Source organism: Nonomuraea sp. NPDC050783 (assembly GCF_040802095.1).
Classification (GTDB): domain Bacteria; phylum Actinomycetota; class Actinomycetes; order Streptosporangiales; family Streptosporangiaceae; genus Nonomuraea.
In genome coordinates this window covers 29834-51456 of record NZ_JBFAHK010000028.1, presented here as the reverse complement: position 1 = coordinate 51456, position 21623 = coordinate 29834, and the positions used below count along the sequence as shown (strand labels likewise).

Annotated in this window: 15 protein-coding genes and 3 pseudogenes; 11 read left to right on the top strand and 7 right to left on the bottom strand. The window is 71.1% G+C overall.

What is annotated here, in order from left to right; genetic code table 11:
* Positions 1-2: 2 nt before the first annotated feature.
* From AB0H75_RS43625 to AB0H75_RS43610, 4 genes are read right to left on the bottom strand one after another with little or no spacing between them, the layout of a single operon-like run.
* Positions 3-1265 (bottom strand): hypothetical protein, encoded by a 1263-nt coding sequence (locus tag AB0H75_RS43625; RefSeq protein ID WP_367806677.1) that lies wholly within the window; start codon positions 1263-1265, stop codon positions 3-5.
* Positions 1262-2386 (bottom strand): PDZ domain-containing protein, encoded by a 1125-nt coding sequence (locus AB0H75_RS43620; RefSeq protein WP_367806675.1) that lies wholly within the window; start codon positions 2384-2386, stop codon positions 1262-1264. Before AB0H75_RS43620 ends, AB0H75_RS43625 begins: the two co-directional genes overlap by 4 nt.
* A complete protein-coding gene (locus tag AB0H75_RS43615; RefSeq protein ID WP_367806673.1) occupies positions 2383-3168 on the bottom strand; it encodes a DUF692 family multinuclear iron-containing protein in 786 nt (261 codons plus the stop codon). The genes AB0H75_RS43620 and AB0H75_RS43615 overlap by 4 nt, the downstream gene beginning before the upstream one ends.
* Positions 3165-4406 carry an MFS transporter gene (locus AB0H75_RS43610; RefSeq protein WP_367806671.1) on the bottom strand — a complete coding sequence of 414 codons (1242 nt, stop codon included), beginning with the start codon at positions 4404-4406 and terminating at the stop codon, positions 3165-3167. Before AB0H75_RS43610 ends, AB0H75_RS43615 begins: the two co-directional genes overlap by 4 nt.
* A 352-nt stretch (positions 4407-4758) precedes the next feature.
* Here AB0H75_RS43610 and AB0H75_RS43605 point away from each other — a divergent pair, with 352 nt between their 5' ends.
* On the top strand, positions 4759-5028 hold the full coding sequence (locus tag AB0H75_RS43605) for a hypothetical protein (protein WP_367806669.1): 270 nt from the start codon (positions 4759-4761) through the stop codon (positions 5026-5028).
* Positions 5029-5065: 37 nt separating this feature from the next.
* On the opposite strand, the pseudogene AB0H75_RS43600 reads toward AB0H75_RS43605, so the two are convergent.
* Positions 5066-5188, bottom strand: a pseudogene (locus tag AB0H75_RS43600) (IS3 family transposase); the annotation flags it as partial.
* Positions 5189-5273: 85 nt separating this feature from the next.
* Between AB0H75_RS43600 and AB0H75_RS43595 the strand changes: the two are divergent.
* The 3 genes from AB0H75_RS43595 to AB0H75_RS43585 all read left to right on the top strand — a co-directional run bounded on the left by AB0H75_RS43595 (position 5274) and on the right by AB0H75_RS43585 (position 7840).
* Complete coding sequence (locus AB0H75_RS43595) at positions 5274-6071, top strand: tyrosine-type recombinase/integrase (RefSeq protein ID WP_367806667.1); 798 nt, start codon at positions 5274-5276, stop codon at positions 6069-6071.
* A 256-nt stretch (positions 6072-6327) separates the two neighbouring features.
* Complete coding sequence (locus tag AB0H75_RS43590) at positions 6328-6534, top strand: hypothetical protein (protein ID WP_367806665.1); 207 nt, start codon at positions 6328-6330, stop codon at positions 6532-6534.
* Between the two features lie 64 nt (positions 6535-6598).
* Complete coding sequence (locus tag AB0H75_RS43585) at positions 6599-7840, top strand: MFS transporter (protein WP_367806663.1); 1242 nt, start codon at positions 6599-6601, stop codon at positions 7838-7840.
* Between the two features lie 429 nt (positions 7841-8269).
* Here the strand turns inward: AB0H75_RS43585 and AB0H75_RS43580 are convergent, their stop codons facing one another.
* On the bottom strand, positions 8270-8485 hold the full coding sequence (locus tag AB0H75_RS43580) for a hypothetical protein (RefSeq protein WP_367806661.1): 216 nt from the start codon (positions 8483-8485) through the stop codon (positions 8270-8272).
* A 1177-nt stretch (positions 8486-9662) separates the two neighbouring features.
* Here AB0H75_RS43580 and AB0H75_RS43575 point away from each other — a divergent pair.
* The 3 genes and pseudogenes from AB0H75_RS43575 (at position 9663) to AB0H75_RS43565 (ending at position 12279) form a co-directional block, all read left to right on the top strand.
* Positions 9663-10757, top strand: coding sequence for a serine hydrolase domain-containing protein (locus AB0H75_RS43575; RefSeq protein WP_367806659.1), 1095 nt, complete (start codon positions 9663-9665; stop codon positions 10755-10757).
* Between the two features lie 624 nt (positions 10758-11381).
* Positions 11382-12005: pseudogene (locus AB0H75_RS43570) on the top strand (BTAD domain-containing putative transcriptional regulator).
* A complete protein-coding gene (locus tag AB0H75_RS43565; RefSeq protein ID WP_367806727.1) occupies positions 11923-12279 on the top strand; it encodes a hypothetical protein in 357 nt (118 codons plus the stop codon). The pseudogene AB0H75_RS43570 and the gene AB0H75_RS43565 overlap by 83 nt, the downstream one beginning before the upstream one ends.
* Positions 12280-12588: 309 nt before the next feature.
* Here the strand turns inward: AB0H75_RS43565 and AB0H75_RS43560 are convergent, their stop codons facing one another.
* Positions 12589-13650 carry a hypothetical protein gene (locus AB0H75_RS43560; RefSeq protein WP_367806657.1) on the bottom strand — a complete coding sequence of 354 codons (1062 nt, stop codon included), beginning with the start codon at positions 13648-13650 and terminating at the stop codon, positions 12589-12591.
* Positions 13651-14308: 658 nt separating this feature from the next.
* Between AB0H75_RS43560 and AB0H75_RS43555 the strand changes: the two are divergent.
* The 4 genes and pseudogenes from AB0H75_RS43555 to AB0H75_RS43540 all read left to right on the top strand — a co-directional run.
* Positions 14309-14488: pseudogene (locus AB0H75_RS43555) on the top strand (DUF4158 domain-containing protein); the annotation flags it as partial.
* A 182-nt stretch (positions 14489-14670) separates the two neighbouring features.
* Positions 14671-15153: a hypothetical protein gene (locus AB0H75_RS43550; protein ID WP_367806725.1), complete on the top strand. Its 483-nt coding sequence runs from the start codon at positions 14671-14673 to the stop codon at positions 15151-15153.
* Between the two features lie 229 nt (positions 15154-15382).
* Complete coding sequence (locus AB0H75_RS43545; protein WP_367806655.1) at positions 15383-16345, top strand: hypothetical protein; 963 nt, start codon at positions 15383-15385, stop codon at positions 16343-16345.
* Positions 16346-16523: 178 nt separating this feature from the next.
* Positions 16524-21581, top strand: coding sequence for a DNRLRE domain-containing protein (locus tag AB0H75_RS43540; protein ID WP_367806653.1), 5058 nt, complete (start codon positions 16524-16526; stop codon positions 21579-21581).
* Positions 21582-21623 lie beyond the last annotated feature (42 nt).

Below are 21623 nucleotides of genomic sequence, written 5' to 3'. Positions count from 1 at the left end.
GATCATGGCGCCCCGCGCAGCCGCGCGTGCCCGGCCGCGGCCAGCCCGGCGATCGCCCCGGCCAGCGCCTGCCGCAGCTCGCCGGACGGGGGCGTGGTGGGTGGGGTGGACGCGAGCGGGGTGGTCACGATCGCTTGGATGGTCGCGACCGTTCCGGCGCCGCCGACGTACGTCATGCCCACCGCCGCGATCGCCGCCTCCGTGGTGAGGCCGCAGCGGGCGGTGTTCGCGGCGATGTCCCGCCAGGTGCCGGGGTCGTCCGGGTCAATGGACAACATCGTCGTCGCCCACCTCGTCACCTCCCCGGCGTCACGGGCACCGCCGGCCGCCTTGAGGTGTGACTCGGCGACGATCTTCATGTTCTCCGCGGCGACCAGCCGGTCATAGCGGGGCCGCGTCCGGCTGAGGCGTTCCAGCTCCAGGGCCGTCTCCAGCGAGCGTTCCATGGCGGCGGCCTGGCCGGACGGGTCCGTACGGCGCAGGGCGACCAGCGCGGCCAGACGGGAGACGCGGCTCTGGAGCAGCGCGCGGAGGAAGCCGTCGAGGTCCGCCTCGGCCTCGGCGTACCCACCCCGCGCGGCGTCCACCTGGGCCGTCGCGTTCTCCAGGTCGCCCCGCAGGCGTACGGCCATCGCGCCGAGCTGCACGCGGGCCAGGACGCGCAGCACAGGGTCGGTGCTCTCCGCGACGCCCTCCAGGATCGGGCGGGCCAGCGGGTTGTAACGGCGCAGCAGGGCGCGGCCGACCTCGTACAGGACCCGGGAGCCCGCAGCGGTGCGCGGGTGGTCGGGCGTCGCGCGCGGGACGAGGGAGATGACGGTCGCCTGCTCGGTCAGGCAATTGAGGCAAGACAGGAGTTCCGCCTGCCGCTCCGGGGGCAGCTCGGCGAAGGCGGCGATGCCGGCGCGCAGCGCGGTAAGCGCCTGGCCGGCCCCGTCGCTCGCCGCCGCGTGCAGGTCGGCGTCCGCTTCGGCGAGCCCGAGGGCGCGGACGAGTGACGCCCGCAGGCCCGACGGTGTCAGGATGGACGACATCGGGACGCCGGCGCCGCCGAGGTCTCCGGTGGCCAGCAGCGGGGCGTGGCGGAAGTGGAGCGGGCCCCGGTCGCTCTCGCGGAGCGTCAGCATCGTCTCCCAGACGACGCGCGCGACCGCCGCCGGCGCCGCCTCGACGACGACCGGGAGGGGCGACGTGCCCGGGGAAGTGACGGGGCTCTGCGGGGCCGTGGTTGAAGTTGCCGCGTTCGGAGTGGTGTGAGGGGTCATCGGCGGGGCGTCCACTGGTCCCCCTGCCTGATCAGGAGCCGCTGGCGGGCTTCTTCGACGCCTTCGACCGTCACCGTCACCGTGCGGTCGCCCAGCTCGAACGCGCCGCTCTCGCCCGGCTTGCGCTCGTCGATCCAGTCGTGGAAGTCGTCCAGCGAGGCCAGCGGCAGCCCTTCGACGGACCTGATGACATCCCCGGGCCGGATGCCGGCCTGCTCGGCGGGCGAGCCCTGGACGACGTCGTAGACGAGCAGCCCCTGTCCGGGCGCCCCGCCGACGAACTGCAGGCCCGCCAGCGCGTACGGGGTGGGCTTGCCCGGCCGTTCCTCCAGGTGGGCGGCGAGGTCACCGATGCCCTGCCGCCAATGCCGGGAATGCCCGTCGAACTCGAAGAACCCGACGCCCTCCGCCGGGAACCCGGAGTGGATGAGCCACAGGTCGCACTCGGGCCCGACGTCCATGCCGAACATCGCGAACGACGGCTGGATCTGGAACGACATGTGGGTGACGTCCTTGCCGAAGGGCAGCACCCAGTCCAGGGCCAGCAACCGGTAGGGAATCACCTTGCGGACGGTGCCGGTGAAGCTGAGGAACTTCTCGCCACTGACCTTGCCGCGCGCCTCCCACGTCAGGTGGAACGGCGCGCCCTCCTTCAGGGGCAGACTGGCGTCGGTGAGGCCGAGCCAGCGGGTCAGCCCCTCCTCGGTGGCCAGCGCGCGCCAGATCGTCTCGCGGTCGGCGCGGATGTGCTGGATGAAGTCGATGGTGTTCTCGGTGCGGGGCCATGGGTGCAGGTTCGCCATGTGGGCTCCTCGGTCAGGTGTCGGATCGGATGATGGTGCGGTACGTGTGCCAGGCGGCGGGATCCAGGCGTACGGGGCCGATGCCGCTCTGGTGGCGGAAGCCGGGACGGGCCCCGTCCGGCTGCCGGGCGCGGAAAAGGCGTCGGTGTCCGGCCGCAGCCGCTCGCCGAGAGCCGCGAAGAGCGCGGCGGCGAGGGCGGGGTGGCCGGCGTACAGCTCGTTGCGCAGGATGCGCAGAGCGGACAACGCGAGGACGCGCTCGCGGCTGCCCGGCGGCAGCGCGGCCACCAGGCGCGGCGCGGGGTAGGCAACGCTCACGCTCCGACCCCCGCGGTCAGGCGGGCGCGGCGCAGGTCGGCGCGCCATTCGTCGAGGTCGTCGATGCGGTCGCGCTCCACCGTGAGCGTGGCCACCGCGTCGCCGGCCGACTCCAGCAGCCGCCACGCCTCCTCCGCGACCGGCCGATCATGGGAGTCGACGATGAAGGAGGGGTCCAGGTCGGAGGGACGGTAACCGCTGATGTGGCAGTGCGCGACGGGCGGTCCGCAGGTCAGCCAGTCGGCCGCCGGGTCAGCACCGTTGCGCTCGGCCACGAGCGCGTTGGACAGGTCCAGCAGGGGCCGGATGCCGGTGGCGCGCGCCAGCTCGGCGAAGAACGCGACCTGTCCCCCGCCATGGGGCGAGCAGGAGGGGAAGTTCTCCAGCAGCAGGTCGTAGCCGAGCAGGTCCTGCCAGCGCGCAGCGGCCTCCAGCAGCGGGCGGGGGCGGTGGTAGTCGGCCTCCACCATGTCGGGCAGGAACTGCCCGCCCGCCATGTGCACGCCGAGGTGGTCGGACACGTACAGAGGGCGGACGGCGGCCAGTAAGGGACGCATCCTGGCGGCCAGCTCGGCCAGCTCCTCGGCGGTCCGGTGCAGGAAGCGGGAGGACATGATGTGGATGGCGGCGGGCCTGCCGTCGAGCTCGCGAGCCAGCAGCACGGGGTCCACGCGCAGGAAGTTGTCGAGCATCAGCTCGTAGTAGCCGATCAGCCCCTCGTCCCAGAAGGCGTGCGCGAACGCGAACCCTCTCGGCGAGGTGACGTTAACACCGATGATCATGTCTGTTCCTTCGACATCGACAGGACGTAGCCGTGCGCGCCGCCGCGCAGCGCGCCGTCGCTGAGCAGCCAGCAGGTGAGTGCCAGCAGAAGCAGCGCGCCGCCCAGCAGGAAGGGCCGCGCTCCCCCACCGGCCACGACGGGCACCATGACCAGCGGGCCGAGCGGCATCAGGACGCGGACCAGCATCCGGTAGGCGCCGACCGCGCTGGCCTTGACCTCGGGCGCGAAACTGCTGTCCAGGTACGAGATGCGCGCGATGCGGGCCATCCCCTGCGGCAGGAAGAACAGCGCGACCCCCGCCAGCAGGCCGGGCGTCCCCGCCGGCAGGGCGAGGACCAGCAGCCCGGCCGCGCGCAGCGTCGGCTCCAGCACCACCGAGCCGAGCAACCAGGGCCCGTGGCGCAGGTAGGTGCCGAGCAGCGAGCCGGCGAACGTCGCGAGGATGCCGGCCGTGCCGGCCCAGGCGATCCGGTCGAGCGGCAGGGCGCGTTCGGTCACCAGGAGGGGCACCGCGAAGACCACGGCCACGCCGAGGACGTTCATGACCGCGAGGGCCAGCGCGGGCCCTCTGACCAGCGGTGCGCGCAGCACCAGGCCCAGTCCGAGCGAAAGGGACGGCCGCTCGCGCGGCGGGCCCGCCCCCGCGGGGGCGCTCGCCTTGAGCCGTCGGGCGACGGGGATCATGAGCAGCGCGCCGGCGGCAAAACTGACGGCGTCCAGCAGGATCAGGGTCCGCGGCCCCACCGTGCCGACCAGCAGGCTTGCCAGGACCGGGCCGACGGCCAGCCCGGCGCTCATCAGCGTGCTCGTCCAGCTCAGCACCCGCGCGGCCAGGTCGGGCCGGTCGGGCGGCGTGAGCTGGGAGACGCGCGCCTGCCAGACGATCCCGATGGTCAGGCTCAGCCCACCGAGCGCGAAGGCCGCGCAGTAGGCGGCCGGCACCGCGTGCGGCGTCGCCCAGGACGCCCACACCGCCAGGCAGCAGGCGGCCGAGGCGGCGAAGGCGGCCAGCAGGACGTGGTGGTTGAGCGCCCGGTGGCGGTCCAGCCAGGCGCCCAGCAGGCCGCCGAGCAGCGGCGGCGCGGAGATGAGGAAGCCGAGCAGGCCCAGGTTGAGCCGGTCGTCCCCATCGACCGCCCGCACGAGGTAGACGTAGTGCAGCAGTTCATCGCCGATCACCGAGATCGTGAGCGCCGACGAGCCGAGTACGAGGTACGGCGGAAAGGCACGAGACATCGGTTCCCCCACGAATTGAAAGACGAGCCCCGGGCCGGCGCCGGGCCCGGGGCGTCATCTCAATCGGTCACCAGAAGGCTCAGTAGCACTTCTGGCAGATGACGACGTTGAACTCGTCCTCGACGATTTCCTCGGTGACGAACTCGGTGGTGTTGAGAACGGCGTCCATATCGCGACACCATGCTGTCAGGGCCATTCCTGCCAGCCCGGCAGCTACGAAATTGGGGTACCGTCGTCGGCACAACGACAAAACACTTTCGCGAGGGGGTGGAAATGCTTCTGCATTACGTATGTGAATTCATCGTGCTGTGCGGCCAGGTCGGCGACGGATTCTCGTGGGGATAGTGGCGGTGTGCAGCTCGTGCTGATCAAACTCAGGGCGAAGGACGAGCGCGCGGGTGAGGCGCCGCTGCAGCGGATCACGGACGCGTTCTGGACGCACGCGCGCAGCGACGACCGCTTGGAGCACGTCTACGTCAGCGCCGACGGCGACGGGCTCGGGGTCGCCATGTACCTCGCCCACACCGATCCGTCGGCGGCGCGCGCGGCCGCCGTCACGATGTGCTGCCGGGTGCTGGACTGCTCTCCGGCGCTGTTGTCATGGAGGTTCGAGTGGAGATGACGCCCATGACCAAGGCAGAGACGACCCGGGCCGCGCCGCGCTCCGCCCGGGCCGGCGCGGCTTTGCGCCACCGGTAGAAGCCCGAGCGTGACACCTTCAGCACCCGGCACAGCCGCTTCACGCCGAAGGCGCCCGCGTGGTCGTCGACGAACTCGAAGCGGTCGCAGGAGCCCGGGTCCGCTTCCGAGACTACGAAGCGCCGTCCGGGTGCCCGCCCCACCCGGCTGCCGCCCGCCTACGACGGGGTGCTCGGCGAGTACGCCGCGGCGCTGGAGCGCGCGCCGCTGTCGGCCGAGACCCGGCGCGCCTACCGCTCGCGCGTGCGCATGTTCCTGTCCTGGCTGGCCGACCACGCCGCCACCTATTCTGCCGATCCCCTCGCCGATCGGCAGGCACGGGACTGGGCCGTACGCGACTACCGCATGTGGCTGCTGCGCGACGGCCCGGCCAGGCGCAGCCGCGTCTACGTCAATTCCGTCCTGACCGCGCCGGCCGGCCGCGCCCGCGTCCGCTGGCTGCGCGCTGTGGAGGCGCAGCTGTCGCCCCGGGGCCGGTGCATCGCGCTGATCCCGTACTACGCCGGCGCGCGCATCAGCGAGGTCGTCCGCCTCGACGTCGGCGACGTCCAGATGTCGGCCCGCAGGGGCAGGCTGCGCCTGTACGGCACGGGCGGCAAGTTCCGCGAGGTCGACATCCACCCCAAGCTCCGCAGCGAGCTGCAGCTCTGGCTGGATGAAGGCCCCGACTGGCCCCACGCGGGCGACAACCGGGCCCTGTTCCTCAACGCCAAGGGCGGACGGCTGAGCGCGCGGGCCGCCGGCGGCATCATCGCCGAGATCGCCCAGACGGCCGGGCTGGATGATCCCACCACCGTGCACGTCCTGCGTCACACGCTCGCCACCACGCTGGTCCGCGGCAGGACCGACCTGGTCGTGGTTGCCGAGATTCTTGGCCACGCCCGGTTGAAGACCACCCGCCGGTACAGCTTGCCGTCCGACAAGGACAAGGAAGACGCCCTCAGGCTGATCATGGTTGACCGCTGACCGCATGCCTGCCTGCCTGCGGAAACGGGCGTCGAGATCGACTCATGGCCGGTTTTCCCCGTATCTCGGCTGGACCCGCGATTCGCCAAGAGCTGCGCAAGACGATCACCGAGGGTGCAGATGCAGAGATCCGGTTTTCCGTGGGTGAGCCGTGCTGGTGGCGATCCAGGACCGGTGCGTCGAGGTGATCACCGTGGTCACCACCGGCCGGGGCGCCCCGATCCGATCACGGGTCCAGTGCGGATCATCGACCTGAATGTACGCCGACGAGAGCGGCTCGGCCGCGTACTCCAAGAACGGCAAACCGCCCGTGCTCCACACGGCTCATGTGGTGATCTTATGGCGCTTCATGTGGGGATTTTATGACGATGAGGGAGATCATGGTCGGCGGATGACAGCCATGATCGGGAGGGAGGTGTCCCATGACCCGCAAGGACAGCACCTGGGGCTGATCTCGAAGTGAAGCGCGGCCGGCCTGCGTAGTGTGCGTAGCCGGCCGCTTTCCTGTGATGCGTTATGGAGAGCGAGTGAACCGCCCGGTGACCGATGCGGAACGGCCGGCGCGGTACCGGGACCTGTTCGCCTTGACCGAGTACCGCGCGGTGTTCGCGGCAAGCGCCCTGTCCTGGATCGGGGACTACCTGTGCAAGGCCGCGGTGACGCTGTTGGTCTTCGACCGCACCGGCTCGGCCCTGGCCTCGGCTACCGCCTTCGGCCTGGGCTACTTGCCGTGGCTGACGTTCGGACCCGTGCTCGCGGCCATGGCCGAACGCTTTCCCGCGCGCTCGGTGATGGTCTGCTGCGACCTGATCAGAGCGGCGCTGATCGCGCTGGTCGCCCTTCCCGGCATGCCCGTCCCGGTGCTGCTCGGGCTGCTGTTCGTCAGCGGCATGCTGGCCCCGCCGTTCGAGGCGGCCAGGTCCGCCCAACTGCCGCAGATCCTGACCGGTGACCGGTACGCGCTCGGCCTGGCCTTCAACAACTCCGTCTTCAACCTGGCCCAGGTTGCCGGATACGCCGCCGGTGGGCTGATCGGCAGCTACAGCTCGCACCTGGCGCTGGCCGTGAACGCCGGCACCTTCCTCGGTTCGGCGCTGCTGCTGCGGCTGTGGGTCAGGCTCCGGGCGGCGACGCTTGCCGCCGCGCACCGCACCGGTCTGTGGCGCGAGACCAGGCAGGGGTACGCCGTCGTCTTCAGCGATCCGCTGATGCGGGCAATCGCGCTCATCTGCTTCGGTGTGGCCGCCTTCGTGGTCGTGCCGGAGGGCCTCGCGGTCTCCTGGGCAGCCGAGATCGACGCCGGCACCGGCACGGCGCAAGGTCTGATCATGGCGGCCAACCCGCTCGGTGTCGCCATCGGTGGCCTGTTGCTGACCCGGCTGCTCGCGCCGGGCCTGCGGACCAGGCTGATCCGGCCGCTGGCCGTCCTCGCGCCGCTCACCTTGGTGCCCGCGCTCCTGGACCCGCCTCTGGCCGTGGTGCTGCTGTCGGTCTGCGCCTCGGGAGTGGCCATGTCGCTGCTCATGCCCGCCGCCCAGGCGTTGTTCAACTCCGTACTGCCGCACCAGTTCAGGACCCGCGCCTTCGGTGCCATGGCGGCCGGTCTCCAGATCGCCCAGGGCGCCGCCATTCTGGCTACCGGCGCGCTCAGCGAGCGCTTCCCGACCTCGCTGGTCATCGGCGCGTGGTGCGCCGGCGGCGTGCTGCTGATGGCCTTCCTCACGATTCGCCCCCTTCTCACCCCTGCAGCCGACCCGATGGCCGAGTGAATACGCCGTCGTGTTCGCTCAGGGCTCCAGCAGCAGAAGGGAATCCCCGTGCGTGCCTGGTGAAAACCGTCGCGGCTTGCGGTCGTCAGCACAGCAGCCGCAGGTCTCGCCTGCACGGCAACCTCGGCGGCGATCGCCGGCCAGAACCAACGCCGTGACACTGTCGGCGATCTTCCGGAGGAGGGTTCAGGCTGGTGGGGGTGTCGGCCGGGGATGGGGGGCTGGTCGAAGAGACGAGGTCGATGTCGCTGAGTCCACGAGCGAGCGCGGGGATCTCCGCGAAGACGGTGGGCCAGCCCTGGACGGTCTGTCCGAAGGGCTTTCGCGGCCACCCGTGCCAGATGCTCGTCGCGGTCCGCCGCGTGCTCGCTGGGCGCGCCCGCGGCCAGCGTCGTTGATCGCCGCTGGATCGCTGATGTGACATTCGGGTCAGTGATCGTAGGGGATCAGGGATCGTTCCACGGGTGCGCCGATGGTCCAGTTGTGCCAGATGACGGCGCTGAGGGCGAGGATGCGCTGGCGTAACCAACCGGGGAAGGGCAGGGCGGGTCCGGGTTCGTCTTCGCGGGCCGGCCGGATCAGCCGGTGGCCCAGATCGGCGGCGGCTTTTGCGATGCCGGCGCCGGCGAATCCCTCGACGCACACGATCGGGCACGGCCCGGGTGCGATCGGGGTGACGTGCAGCAGGTGCAGCGCCCTGCTCGGAACTCCGGCGAGAACTGCCTGCGACGTCTTGCCACGTGCCTACCTCTTCCAGACTTCTGTCAGCTCATGTAGCCGACTGTCCGGAATCTGCTGGGCACCTCAGTCCGGGCTGGTAGGAGAGCAGCCGCCGCAGCGTTCACGGGCGACGGGTCCGGCGGTGAGGGTGAGTTGGTCGCGCAGGTGGCAGAACTCGTGGAAGGTCCGCCAGAGGTGGGCGTCGGTGCCGGTGGGAGCATCTCCAGGTGCCGACATAGATCGCCAGGTGGCATCGCGGCGGCGGGACCGTAGGCGCGCCTTGGAGATCACTACCTGGGCGTAGTGCTGCCCCATCGGTCATCGGGACGCTGGATCTGGCGGCGGACGGCGTGCGCGTCCTCCCGCCGTCCGATGTCGGGGCCGTTCACAGCGACGAGCCAGGTTCCTGGTGCGACGGGGGCGCAGCAGCCCGGCTTCGGTTCGCATCGGTTCGGCCGGCACACGCCGAGGCCGGCGATCAAGCGCTCAAAAGTGTGGGCACGGGTGCTGATTCGCGGTCCACGGACTGTCGCTGCCGCGCCGGTACCGCTCGTAAAATCCCCCGGGCATGAGCGTACGGGCCGGTGGTGTACCAGGTCAGGCCCGGGTGGCGGGTCTCCAACTCGTGCAGGGCCAGCGTGCCGAACCCGCAGTACTGCCACACTGCCGCTCAGGCGAGAAGCTGATCTTCTTCAGCAGGCCGACGCCGCAGGGCTCGCAGATCGCGTACTGCACCCGTCCGAGCGAACCATTGCCGCCGGCGGCGGCAGGCGCTGCAGGAGCGGTATGCGAGCCTGCCCGAAGTGGCCGGTCGGTGTCCCCTGTCCCCTGCTGACCTCCTCGGGTGCGTGCGGCGATCACCCCAACCGGCCGGCAGCCCGCCGCCAGGTGGCCGTTCTCCTTCAACAGCCTCGCGCACGCGGCGGTCGTGCCTGGTGGAAACACCGGGGAAACGGCCGACGCTCTACACCTGGTCCTCGAACGTTGCGGCGCCGGAAGACCTTCGCATCGCCTTCGCGTGGCGCTGCCGGCGTCTCAGAAGAAGGGAACTTTGGTGACAAGAGTGACTGCACGAAACCTGACTGCTGTGGGATGTGCCGCGTTGGCTTTCGCCACGGCGTTGCCTGGCACCTCGATGGCCACGGCCACCGTGGCCGAAAGCGCCGGCCGGCCGAAGATCGCCGATGTGCAGAAGGCGCTGGAGACGGTGGCCGCGACGCCCGGCGTGGTGGGCGTCATCGGGGAGGTGTACTACGACGGCAAGCGCATCGGCAAGGGCTCGGCCGGTTCGCGCCTGCTGGACGGAAAGGGCGGCAGGATCCCGTCCGATGCCCGATACCGGATCGGCTCGCAGACCAAGCAGATGACCGCCACCATCGTCATGCAGCTGGTCAAGGAGGGCAAGCTGAGCCTGGACGACAAGCTCAGCGAGGTCCTGCCGCAGGTGGCCGAGCAGGATCTGGTCGAGTACGCGTCCGACATCACCGTACGCCACCTCATCACCCTGACCAGCGGCATCCCGGAATACCTTCCCTCCGCGCCGTTCGACTTCACCACCCGCTACACCCCCATCCAGCTGCTGGAGATCTCCCGCAAGAGGCAGCGGCCGGTGGAGATCGGCACGTGGAACTACTCCAACACCAACTACCTCCTGCTCGGCATGATGATCGAGAAGGTCACCGGCCACAGCATGGCCGCCGAGTTCCAGCGGCGTCTGTTCGGCCCGCTGAAGATGACCGAGAGCTATCTGCCGACCAAGCCGCCGCAGGGCATCGAGGGCCCGCACGGGCACGGCTACTGGGCCGACGAAACCGGCAAGCTGCGCGACGTCGACCGGCTCAACGCCAGCACCCTGCTCACCGCCGGAGGCGTGATCTCCACCGCACGTGACGTCAGCCGCTTCCAGCAGGCGTTCCAGCAGGGCAAACTGCTGCCCGCCGACCTGCAGAAGGTCATCACCGACCCGCCGCCCGGCCAGGCCCCGCTGCCGCCCGGCGGCCCCTGCGCGGGCAACCCCGAACTGCTTCCCGGACATGGCGGCGCTGCGCCCGGCTTCGCCGCCACCACCTACACCTCCTCCGACGGCCGCCTGCAGTACGCCGTCTCCACGACGGTGGCCGGCCGGGAGCCGGAACGGGAGGCGGCCATGCGGGCCGTCTCCCAGTCCGTCAAGGCGGTGTTCTGCCCGTCGAAGTAGCACGGCAACGTCGTGATCAAGGGCTCGTGAAACAGGCGGCCCGGTCTCACGGCGCGTACGTCAGGCGCAGGCCGCGACCAGTACGTGAGGGTTCAGCCGGTTTTCCGGTTGGGCACCTCGCGGGGTCCGGTGTTCAAGCTCGTCGCGGTGTGGACGGACAGATCGATGCCCCTGGGGGAAGTACCGGCGGCGCTGACCGCTGGCATTCTCCCGGGTCACCGCAGGCGAGGGGGGATCCCGCCAGGTTGACTGACCTGTGTCTCTGGTGTGCCTGTGCGATTCGTCCTCACCGCCTCCCTCGCGGCCGGCCCGCAGAGGGCGGCAGACAAAGAACATCCTGGGCGGGTGACTCATGAGTGCAGGCGGCGGCCGTGGGCGTGGCCCAAGCGGCCATCGTCGTCTGAGGTCTTGACCCCTTCTCAGGCCATATGGAGATGATCTCGATAGGCGTGTGAGGAGTGTCCAGGAAGTGCTGCGACCGGAGCACTTCCTGGACGCACGCTCGAGACGGACGTGGTCGTGACGATCGCTGACGGTGGCCGCCCATTCTCGGATTCCGGACGCCCTCTTGTGAGAACGCAAGTGATCCGCTGGAGAGGAACCGCGTGGAGTCGACATGACCTGATGGCCAAGGTCCTGGGGCCGGTGCGACTCCACGGGACGGAAGGAACGGCTGGTGGAGACGCTGTGGGACGCCCCTCCCCCTCCGATCGGCAGTTCCGCACGGCTCTGGCGCTGTGGCGTGGGGAGCCCGCCGAGAGCGCCTGGCTCACTGGTCCGCTGCTGGGCCGAGTGACCGAACCGAACGAGCGTCTTGTCGCCGCAAGACTCGGGTGGGCCGAGACGAAGCTCGCCCTGGACCGGCCTGAAGAAGTGATCGAGGACCTCCGGCCGCTCATGGCCGAGCAGCCGCTGAACGAGCACGGGTGGCGGCGGCTGATGCTGGCGTGATCGCGAGCGGGGCAACGCGACAAAGCCCTTGACTCCTTCCGGCGCGCTCGTTCGGTGCTCATCGACGAGTTGGGCGTGGAGCCGGCCGAGGAACTTCAGCGGCTCAGCGCCGCCGTCCTGGCCGACGCCGTGCCGACGGCCGACGCCCCTCGGCAGGCGCGGGACGTCCCGGTGGAGGACGCGGAGCGGCGGCGTCTGCCAGTTACCGCCGGCCTTGCCGCTGTGCGTCATCTCGGGGCAGGACGGCGTCGGCAAGTCGGCCCTCGCCGTGCACGTCGCGCATCAGCTGCGGCGTGACTTCCCGGACGGGCAGTTGGACGTCAACCTACGCGGCGGTGGTCCACATGCCGCCGACCCCGAGGAAGTGCTGGGCCGGTTTCTACGCGCGCTCGGGCTGGACGACGCCGCGGTCCCCACCGGACTGGACCAGCGGGCCGAGCTGTACCGTGGCTTGCCGGCCGACGGCCGCTACCTCGTCGTGCTGGACGACGCCCGCGGCGCGGTCAGGTCCAGCCCCCGCTGCGGGGCACGCCCGGGTGCGCGGTGCTGGTCACGGCCAGGCATCGGCTGACCGCTCTGTCCCAGCTCGCCACGCGGCTGAGCGACACCCGCGAACGGCTGGGCCCGCTCTCACACGGCTCCCAGGCGGTACGCGCCGGCCTCGCGGTGGGCTGCCACGGGCTCACCGCTCCGGCGCGGCGGCTGTTCCGCCTGCTCGGCGTTGTGGGAGCGCTTGCTGTTCGCATCGTTGAGCGCGGCCAGACCTCACGAGGTCACGAACACTCGCGATCACTTCTCGCGGGCGCGACTGCCCGTGAACGCCTGGTCGGGGCGCCTACCACAGCAGCTGCCGCGCTGGGCCGCCTGTCCGCCGGGCCGGTCAGCCGGTGTAGTCGGTGGTGTGGGCGGTGCCGGCCGGCCACAGGTACTTGCCGTTGTCGGCCGGCGAGTAGCGAGTGTTGCCGTCGCCGGCGCGCGCCTGGACGAGGTTGTTCCGCCAGGTGGAGCCGCGGGCGGTGCCGCCCCAGATGTTGCCGTACAGGAAGCCGTAGAGCTGGCGGAGTTCGGCCGAGAACACGTTTCCGGTCACGGTGATGTTCTTGGCGTTGTTGATGGTGCCGATGCTCAGGGCGTAACCCCATCCGGAGATGTAGTTGTCGGTGACGGAGACGTTCTGGTAGACGCCCGTTCCCTGCAGGGCCAGGGCGTTGGTGTTACCCAGGGAGGCCAGGGTGTTGTGGCGGACGATCATGTTGCCGCCGTCGCCCTCGCTCTGCGGGCCGATGCCGTCGTGGTGGTAGACATCGTGCGCGGTGTCGGCCATGTCGTGGATGTAGTTGTTCGTCCATGTCGAGGGGCGGCCGGGGAAGCCCGTCACCATGATCATCCCAGCGTTGCCCCAGATGTCGTTGTGGTCCATGACCGCGACGGCCTCCTTCATCGTCGTCGCGAGCTGCCAGGAGTCCTCGAACGGCGTGCCCGGTGCGGCGTGCGCGGACGACACCGTGCCGTCGTTGCCGGGAGGCATCGCGTAGGAGCTGGGCTTGAACGTCGAATACAGGAACGTGACGTTGGTGTCGGAGTAGATCTGCACCAGGTTGTCGTTGGGGTTCGTGCCCTCGAACAGGCAGCCCACGAAGGTGAGATTGTCACCATAGATGTACGTCTTCAGGGCGGTGAAACGAGTGAAGGCGATCACGCTGTTGTCGGGGAACTCAACGCGCAGCGGCTTGTCAGGGCTCATGCCGGCCCGGTAGTCGGTGAGCTTCCCGGGATAGGCGCCCAGGCCGAGGCCGCCGGCGTTGGCGGGGGTGTGGGCATAGCCGGTGTTGGAGAAGTCCGGCCAGTGTCCCGAGCCGTCGTTGGGCCGCGCGTCGATGGCCGAGCGGGGGGTCGCTTCCTTGACGGCGGCGTGGCCGTCCGGCGTGTCCGTTCCGGTCACCAGGGCCGAGGTGAGCAGAACCGCGGCAGTGACAGCGCCGGCCCAGCGGATCAGGCGGTTCGCCGAGAAGCGGCGCGGCCGGAGTGAATGCGGGGATGACAACACGATGAACTCCCGAATGTCGCTGAATGACGGAGCTTCGGCGCGATCGCCTCGATCACACGATGGTGCGGCCGAACCAGACGTTGCGCGCGCGGAAGCGGGTATCGCCCATGGGCGCGGGCACCTGGTCCTCCCATCCGGGCCGCCCTTGCTCAGGCCGCCGGCGTAGGAGCCCATCCGCAGGTCGAGGATGAGCCACATGGGCTTGCCGATCCAGTCGCCCCTGTGGATCGCCCCGGACTTGCACCAGATGGGGCATCGGGGAGGGCCCGGGCTGGTCGCCGTGGACTCGGAGAGCCTGGTGGCGGTCATGGTCGGGGCCCCCCGCGAGCGAGAGCCGGCCGGCGTCCATCTCGGCGGTCGGCGCCGCGGGTCGCGCGGCGCGCGGACGCGGCCCGCGCGAGACCGGGAACGGTGGCCGGCCCTGGGGAGAGGCCGCCCAGGGCCGCGGCCGAGGTCAGCAGCCGACGTCGATTGATGCCCTGCTCCTGATGCCCTGCCCCGACATGACTCCCTTTCTTACCAGGTGTAATGCTGCCGACAGATCACACAGCGCATGATCGCCGACGGCGTCCCACAACCGCCACAGAGCCGGTACATTCGCCTCGTTATCGAGGCGCCACCGCTGTCAGACCTGGAGAAGTTCTTCTTCCTGGACAGCTTCGACCGGCATGTGATCGCGCGGTCGAGGGCCGATTCTCACCGGCTGGGCGTGGCCGTCCAGATCGGGACCGTTCGGTTCTGTCACCACGGCCGAGGGACGAGCGGTCGTTACCAGGCACCTATTGAACGACGTGCTCGCCATGATCACCGACGACGGGAACGACCCGCTGGCGTTCCTCCTCGACCAGTGCACGCTCCCCCCAACGGCACACGCCCTCCGCTCCTGACCCTCCTGAGCCCGCGAACGCCCTGCAGATGCTCGCGCGGGCCGCCGTCGAGCTCCACGGCACGTACGGCGACCGCGAGCAGGTGCTCACGAGCGCGCAGACAAACGTGGTCATCAGGGCCGCCCAGCTCCTGGCCGACCTGAGCGAGTTCGACGCCCTACCTGCCTCACCCCAAGGCGGCTCGGCCATGGACGGCCTTGCCGACCACGAGATCGTCGGCCTGGTGACGACCGCAGTGGAGTTGTGGGAAACCTACGGCGACCCCAACGACATCCTGTCCGCGTTCCAACGCGAGATCCTCGTCCGCGCCGCCGGCTTCCTGACCAGCCCGACCAACGCAGACGATGATGATCGGAATGTCATCGAAGCCGTCCAGCGACGGCTTGCCCGTTCCCTTGCGGGGCGTCCTGCCTGGCGACCGGGGCGCCGGCCGGGGTGGCTTCGGCGACGATCGGCTCTTCCAGCTTGCCGACCGACGCGAACGACAAGCGCTGCACGGTCGTGGCGGTGAAGTTCCGCTCGGACATCGCCGCAGGCGCTGACACCGGGCTGTCGCCACGCCGGCGCAGGGTCCGGCGGGCCTGCTCCGGCGTCCCCCGGCGCGGCGCGGTTCGAAAGACGACATCCGGAAGACGGGAAACGTTTACCGATCATCAACCCAAGATCACCCGATTGGCAGTCGGCGATCTTTACGTTTGCGGCGTTTGCGTACTTCCCCCACCGCATGTGGAAGGACATCCATGCGCAAGTCCGCTCGGACGTTCATCGTCGCCTTGACGGCCGTACTGGCCGTCAGCAGCGCGAACGTCATCGGAACCCCCTCCTTCGCGCAGGACGGCGACCCCACCCTGGCCGCCCTCACCAAGGTCGTCCCCGACATCGTCGAGGAGGCCAAGACCGTCCCGCCGACCGTGATCCCCGAAGGCGACGTCCAGCGCCCCTTCGCCGCCGCCACCGACGCCGACCACACGCTGTCGGCCTCGGTCAGCGAGAACGAGATCGGCATCGGCATGCCGGAGGCCAGCGGCGCCGGCAACCAGCCGCTGCCCGGCTTGGTCACCTACGCCGCCAAGCAGCCCAGCGTCACCTACGCCCACCAGCGCACCGGCCAGGTCGCCCGCGCGCTGACCGTCATCCACGACGCCTCCGCGCCGACCGAGTACCGCTTCCCGATCAGCGCGCCTGAGGGCTCCATGCTGGAGGTCGAGGACGACGACGGCACGGTCCTCATCTACAACAACGACTTCTACCTGGCCGAGATCGACCTGCCCTGGGCCAAGGACGCCAACGGCAACCCGGTACCGACCTCGTACCGGGTGGAGGGCATGACGCTCGTCCAGACCGTCGACCACGCGGGCGCCGCCTACCCCGTGGTCGCCGACCCGGCGCTCAAGCTGCAGTGCGAGTGGTGGAAGGCCATGTGCCGGGTGATCTTCTCCAAGAAGCTCACCAGCCAGATCTACGGCTCCTGGCTGTACGCCGGGGCGGCCGGCGCGGCCAAGGTGGCTGACGCCGCCTGCGACAAGGCCAAGAACAGCAAGATCAAGCTGGCCTGCAAGGTGCTCTTCGCGGCGGGCATCGCGCAGTACATCTACAAGATCCGGGAAGCCGCCAACAAGAAGCAGTGCTTCGCGCTGCGGATGCAGTACCCGGGCCCGATCGTCTGGGGTGAGGTCCGCAAGAAGAGCTGCCAGAGCAAGTAGATCGCCCCTGTGACAACCTGACGCCCCCGCCGATCCGGCGGGGGCGTCGCTCTACCCCGGAGCTCTCATGTCTGCCCTCCTGCCGCGGGCTCTCGCCGGTGGCCTCGCCTTCTTACTGCTTCCCCTGACCGTGCCCCCATCGCCGGCCGCCGCGGAACCTCCCGCCGCCGCTCAGGCCGTGGACGACCCCAGCGACCCGGCCCGGGTCGCCGCCGGGCCGAGCGCGCCCGACGAGGCCTCCGCCCGCCTGTCCGCCCGCCTGACGGGCCGGCGGGTGGAGGTGGCGGACGCCCGTACCGAGACCACCACCACCTACGCCGACCCGGACGGCACGCTGACGGTCGACACGTTCGCCGGCCCGGTCAGGTTCCGCCGCGACGGCGCGTGGACGCCGGTGGACGTCGCGCTCACCAAGGCCCCGTCGGGCGAGGTCGTGCCTCGCGGCCACGGCAGGGCGCTCAGGTTCGGCGGCGGGCGGACCGGCCTCGGCACCCAGCGGGCGGGCACGCCCGCGCTGACCGACCTGATCACGATCGGTGAGGGGGCCGCCAAGGTCACCCTGCAGTGGAAGGGCGCGTTGCCGGCGCCCCGCCTGAGCGGTGAGACGGCCACGTACCCGGACGTGCTGCCGGGCGCCGACCTGGTCGTCACCGCCACCCGGACGGGCGCCGAGCAGTTCCTGCTGCTGAAGGCGCGCCCGGCGGCGCCGCTGACGTACACGCTGCGGCTCAAGGCGCCGGGCCTCACGCCGCGCCAGGCCCGGGACGGCGGGGTGGAGCTGGTCGGCGCCGGAGGAAAGGTCGCCGCCACCATTCCCGCGCCGGTCATGTGGGACGCCTCCACGCACCCGGTCTCCCGCGAGCACCTGCGCCGGGCCCCCGTGGCGATGAAGGTCTCCGGCGACGACCTCGTCCTCACCCCGGATCCGGCCTTCCTGGACGACCCCGCCACGACGTACCCCGTCACCGTGGACCCCTCGCTCAACCTGGGCCAGGTGTTCGACACGTTCGTCCAGGAGGGTTACGGGACCGACCAGTCGGGCGCCACGGAGCTGAAGATCGGCGACAACGGCGGCGGCCAGGTCGCCCGCTCGTTCATCACGTGGAAGACGCCCGGCATCGTGGGCAAGAAGATCATCTCCGCCACGCTGAAGCTCTGGAACCACCACTCGTGGTCCTGCGACGCCCGCACGTGGGAGGTCTGGTCGGCCAACAAGTCCTCGACGGCCTCGCGCTGGCCGGGCCCCGCGATGATCAAGGAGTACGCCTCCTCCACGCAGACCAAGGGCTACGGCAGCGGCTGCGCCGACGGCTGGGTCACCGCCAACGTCACCTCACTGGCGCAGTACTGGGCCGACCAGGGCTACAAGGAGTCCGGCATGGGCCTGCGGGCGAGCAGCGAGTCCGACGAGTACGCCTGGAAGCGGTTCCACTCGGGCAACGCCCCGGCGCACGTGCCGGTCATCTCGGTGACCTACAACTCCTACCCGGACACGCCGGTCTCCACCTGGGTCTCGCCCTACGTCGACTACGGCGGCACCATCTGGACGAACACGCTCACCCCGCAGCTCCGCACCCACGTGCGCGACCCCGACGGGGGCAACGTGCGCGGCAAGTTCGACCTGTACCAGGGCGAGACGATGCTGCTCGACGACCACTACGGCGCGTACGTGGCCAGCAACGGCTTCTCCGGCGCGACCGTGCCGGCGGGCAAGCTGGCCAACGGCAAGTCGTACATGTTCCGGTCGTGGGCCCAGGACGGCTCGCTGGTCTCGAAGCTCTGGCAGACGGCGTACTTCACCGTCGACACCGTCAAGCCGCCCGCCCCCGCAGTCACCTCCACCGACTATCCCGGCGACGGGAGCTGGAACGGCGACGCGGGCAAGGAAGGCGTCTTCACCCTCGCCCCCACCAGCACCGACGCCGGCTGGGTCGCCTACAAGCTCGACAGCGGCGCCACCACCAAGGTGACCACCGTCGGCCAGGCCGTCAAGGTCAAGCTCACCCCGCCCACCACGGGCGCCCACAAGCTCAGCGTCCACACCCTCGACAAGGCCGGCAACGCCTCCCCGGCCACCACCTACACCTTCAACGTCGGCTCCGGCACGGCCGTGGCCTCGCTCGCCGCCCCCGCGGACGGCCTGCGCACCACCGGCGTGGTGCCGCTCGCCGTGACGGGCACGGCCTTCACCCAGGCCACCTTCCAGTACCGGCGCTCCGAGAGCGACGCCTGGGCGGACCTGCCCGTCGCGAACGTCACCGGCGCGGACGGCAAGCCGCTCACCGCCTGGCCCGTCGCCGCCCCCGGCACCCTGTCCGGGCTCACCTGGGACGCGGGCACGCAGCTCGGCGACGCCGTGCTCCAGGTACGCGCGGTCGTCACGGGCGCCACCACCGCCGAATCCGACCCGGTCGAGGTCGTGGTGGACCGGCGCGCCACCCAGGCGGCCACGACGGAGGTCGGCCCGGGCGTGCTCAACCTCCAGACCGGCGATTACCACCTGCGGACCACGGCGGGCGGCCCCTTCGGCCTGACGCTCACCCGCACGGCCTCCTCCCGCGACGCCGGCTGGTCGCTCCCGCTGCCCGCGCTCAGGGAGACCTCGCCCACCTCGGTCGAGCTGACCCGGGCAGACGGCACGGCGGTGCGCTTCACCAGGGCCGGCGACGGCTGGAAGCCGGAGCCCGGCGCCGAGCACCTCACCCTCACCGGCACGTACACGCTCACCGACGCCGGCGGCGAGGTCACCACGTTCACCCGGCAAGGCGACCTGTACGTCCCCGAGGGCCACGCCTACGACCAGGGCCGGCCGAAGTCGATCACCCGCTCCGGGCACACCCTGGAGCTCGGCTACGACGCCGCGGGACGCCTCGCCACCGTCTCGATCGAGGGCGCGGTGATCACCCAGTACGGCTACGACGGCGCGGGACGGCTCGCCGAGGTCTGGGACCCGCGCATCAGCCCCGCGCTCAAGACGCTCTACGGCTACGACGCCGCGGGCCGCGTCACCTCGCTCACCCCGCCGGGCGAGCTGCCGTGGACCTTCGCCTACGACGGCGACGGCCGGCTGCGCACGGTCACCCGCGCCACGCTCAAGCCCGGCACCGCCGACCAGGTCGCCGGCGAGGCAAGGACCACCGTCACCTACGGGGTGCCGCTCACCAGGGCAGGCGGCGGCCCCGCCGACGTGACGGCCGGGGAGATCGCCGCCTGGGGGCAGTCCTCGGTGCCCGTGACGGCGACGGCGGTGCAGCCGCCCGGCCTGGCCCCCACCGTGACCTACCTCGACGCGTCGGGGCGGGCGGTCAACGTCCTGACGCCCGGCGGGCACCTGTCGGCCACCGACCACGACCGGTTCGGCCACGTCGTGCGCGAGCTGACCGCCGCCAACAGGGAGCTGTCGCAGCGCGACATAACCGACTACCGGCTGGCCGAGCTCGCCATCACCGGCTACGCCACCGACGAGCGCGCCGAGCTGCTGTCCACCCGTTCCGTCTACGACGCCACGGGGCGGCGCAAGCTCCAGGAGCTGAGCCCGGTCCACATCGTGAGCCTGGAGTCCGACGTGGACGACCTGCCCGCCGGGTACGCCATCGGCGCCAGGACCCGCACCGTCCACACCTACGACGAGGGACGCCCGGCCACCGCGACGGCCCGCGACCTGCCGACCACCGTCAAGGTCGGCGCGGCGATCGTCGGGCGCGAGTCCAAGCCGGACGCGGACGTCCGCACCACCACCATCACCTACGACTGGGCCACCGGGCGGCAGGTCAGGACGGTCCGCGACCCCGGCGGCCAGGCCATGACCACCGACGCCCCCGTCACCACCCGGTACGCGGCCACCGGCGACGGCCCGTGCGGCGGGCGGCCCGCATGGGCGGGCCTGGTCTGCCAGGAAGGCGGCAGGACCTACACCTACACCGCCTCCGGCCTGCCCGCCACCGTCACCGAGGGGGACACGGTCACCGTGCTCGGGCACGACGCGGCCGGCCGGCTCGTCACCGTCAAGGCCGGCGGCGAGGCCGAGACCGGACTCGGCTACGACCCCGGGACCGGCCGGCCGGCGCAGCGGTGGCGCGGCACGGAGAAGGTCGTCACCGCCTACGACCGGCTGGGCCGGGTGATCTCCCACACCGACGCGGACGGCGGCCAGACCCGCACCGCGTACGACGACCTCGGCCGCCCGGTCAAGGTCACCGACTCCGCCCCGTCCACGAGGGTCTACACCTACGACGCCACGATCGAGCCGCGCGGCCTGCCCACCTCGGTGACCGACTCGGTCGCGGGCACGTTCACCGCCCGCTACGACGCCGAGGGCCGCCAGGTCGAGGGCGACCTGCCGGGCGGCCTGCACTTCCAGGGCGGCTACGACGAGCGCGGGCAGGGCTTCGCCCGGATCTACACCCGGGACGGCCTGGAGGGCCCGGTGATGATCGACCAGGTCGGCCGGAACGTCCACGGCCAGGAGGCGCTGAGCATGCGGACCGACCTCATGGCCGAGCGGCAGCTCGGCTACGACAAGGCGGGCCGGCTGGTCTCCGCGCTGGACATGGCGTTCCCGACGTGCACCCTGCGCCGCTACGGCTACGACGGGACGGGCAACAGGACCCGGATGGCGGTGCAGTCGTCGGAGGAGGACTGCCCGGTGGCCGACGACCCGGCCGCGACGATCACCACGTACGCCTACGGCCCCGACGGCAGACTGAGCGGCGACGGCTACGCCTACGACGCGGCCGGCCGCACCACCGCGCTGCCCGGCGGGCGTACCATCGGCTACTTCGCCGACGGGCTGCCGTCCCGCATGACCTCCGGCGAGCGCAGCCTGAGCTGGGCGCGCGACCCGGCGGGCCGGATCCGTTCGGAGACGGCCGGGACGGGCGCGGTCACCGTCCACCACTACGCCTCCGACGACGACCGGCCCTCCTGGACCTCCGGGAACAACGGAGTCACCCGCGTCGTCCCCGGGGTCGGCGGCGACCTGGCCGCGCTCACCGGCGCGGCCGGATCGGTGCGCCTTCAGCTGCTCACCGTCGGCGGGCACGTCGGGACCGAGCTGGAGCTGGGCACGGGCATGGCCACGGTGGTCGGGTACGACGAGTGGGGCGTGCCGTCCCTGCCGATCCGTTACGGCTGGCTCGGCGGGGCCTACCGCCCGACCGCGCTGGACGGGACGGTCCTGGTGGGGGGCCGCGTGTACGAACCGGCGCTCGGCCGCCACCTCCAGCGTCCGTACTGACCACACCCGGTGAGGCCCGGGTGATCCGTCACCCGGGCCTCA

Bases quoted from the DNA above. Each gene is read 5' to 3' on its own strand.
- AB0H75_RS43625 (WP_367806677.1), bottom strand. From the start codon at position 1,265: ATGACCCCTCACACCACTCCGAACGCGGCAACTTCAACCACGGCCCCG.
- AB0H75_RS43615 (WP_367806673.1), bottom strand. From the start codon at position 3,168: ATGATCATCGGTGTTAACGTCACCTCGCCGAGAGGGTTCGCGTTCGCG.
- AB0H75_RS43610 (WP_367806671.1), bottom strand. From the start codon at position 4,406: ATGTCTCGTGCCTTTCCGCCGTACCTCGTACTCGGCTCGTCGGCGCTC.
- AB0H75_RS43590 (WP_367806665.1), top strand. From the start codon at position 6,328: ATGTACGCCGACGAGAGCGGCTCGGCCGCGTACTCCAAGAACGGCAAA.
- AB0H75_RS43550 (WP_367806725.1), top strand. From the start codon at position 14,671: ATGCTCGCGCGGGCCGCCGTCGAGCTCCACGGCACGTACGGCGACCGC.
- AB0H75_RS43545 (WP_367806655.1), top strand. From the start codon at position 15,383: ATGCGCAAGTCCGCTCGGACGTTCATCGTCGCCTTGACGGCCGTACTG.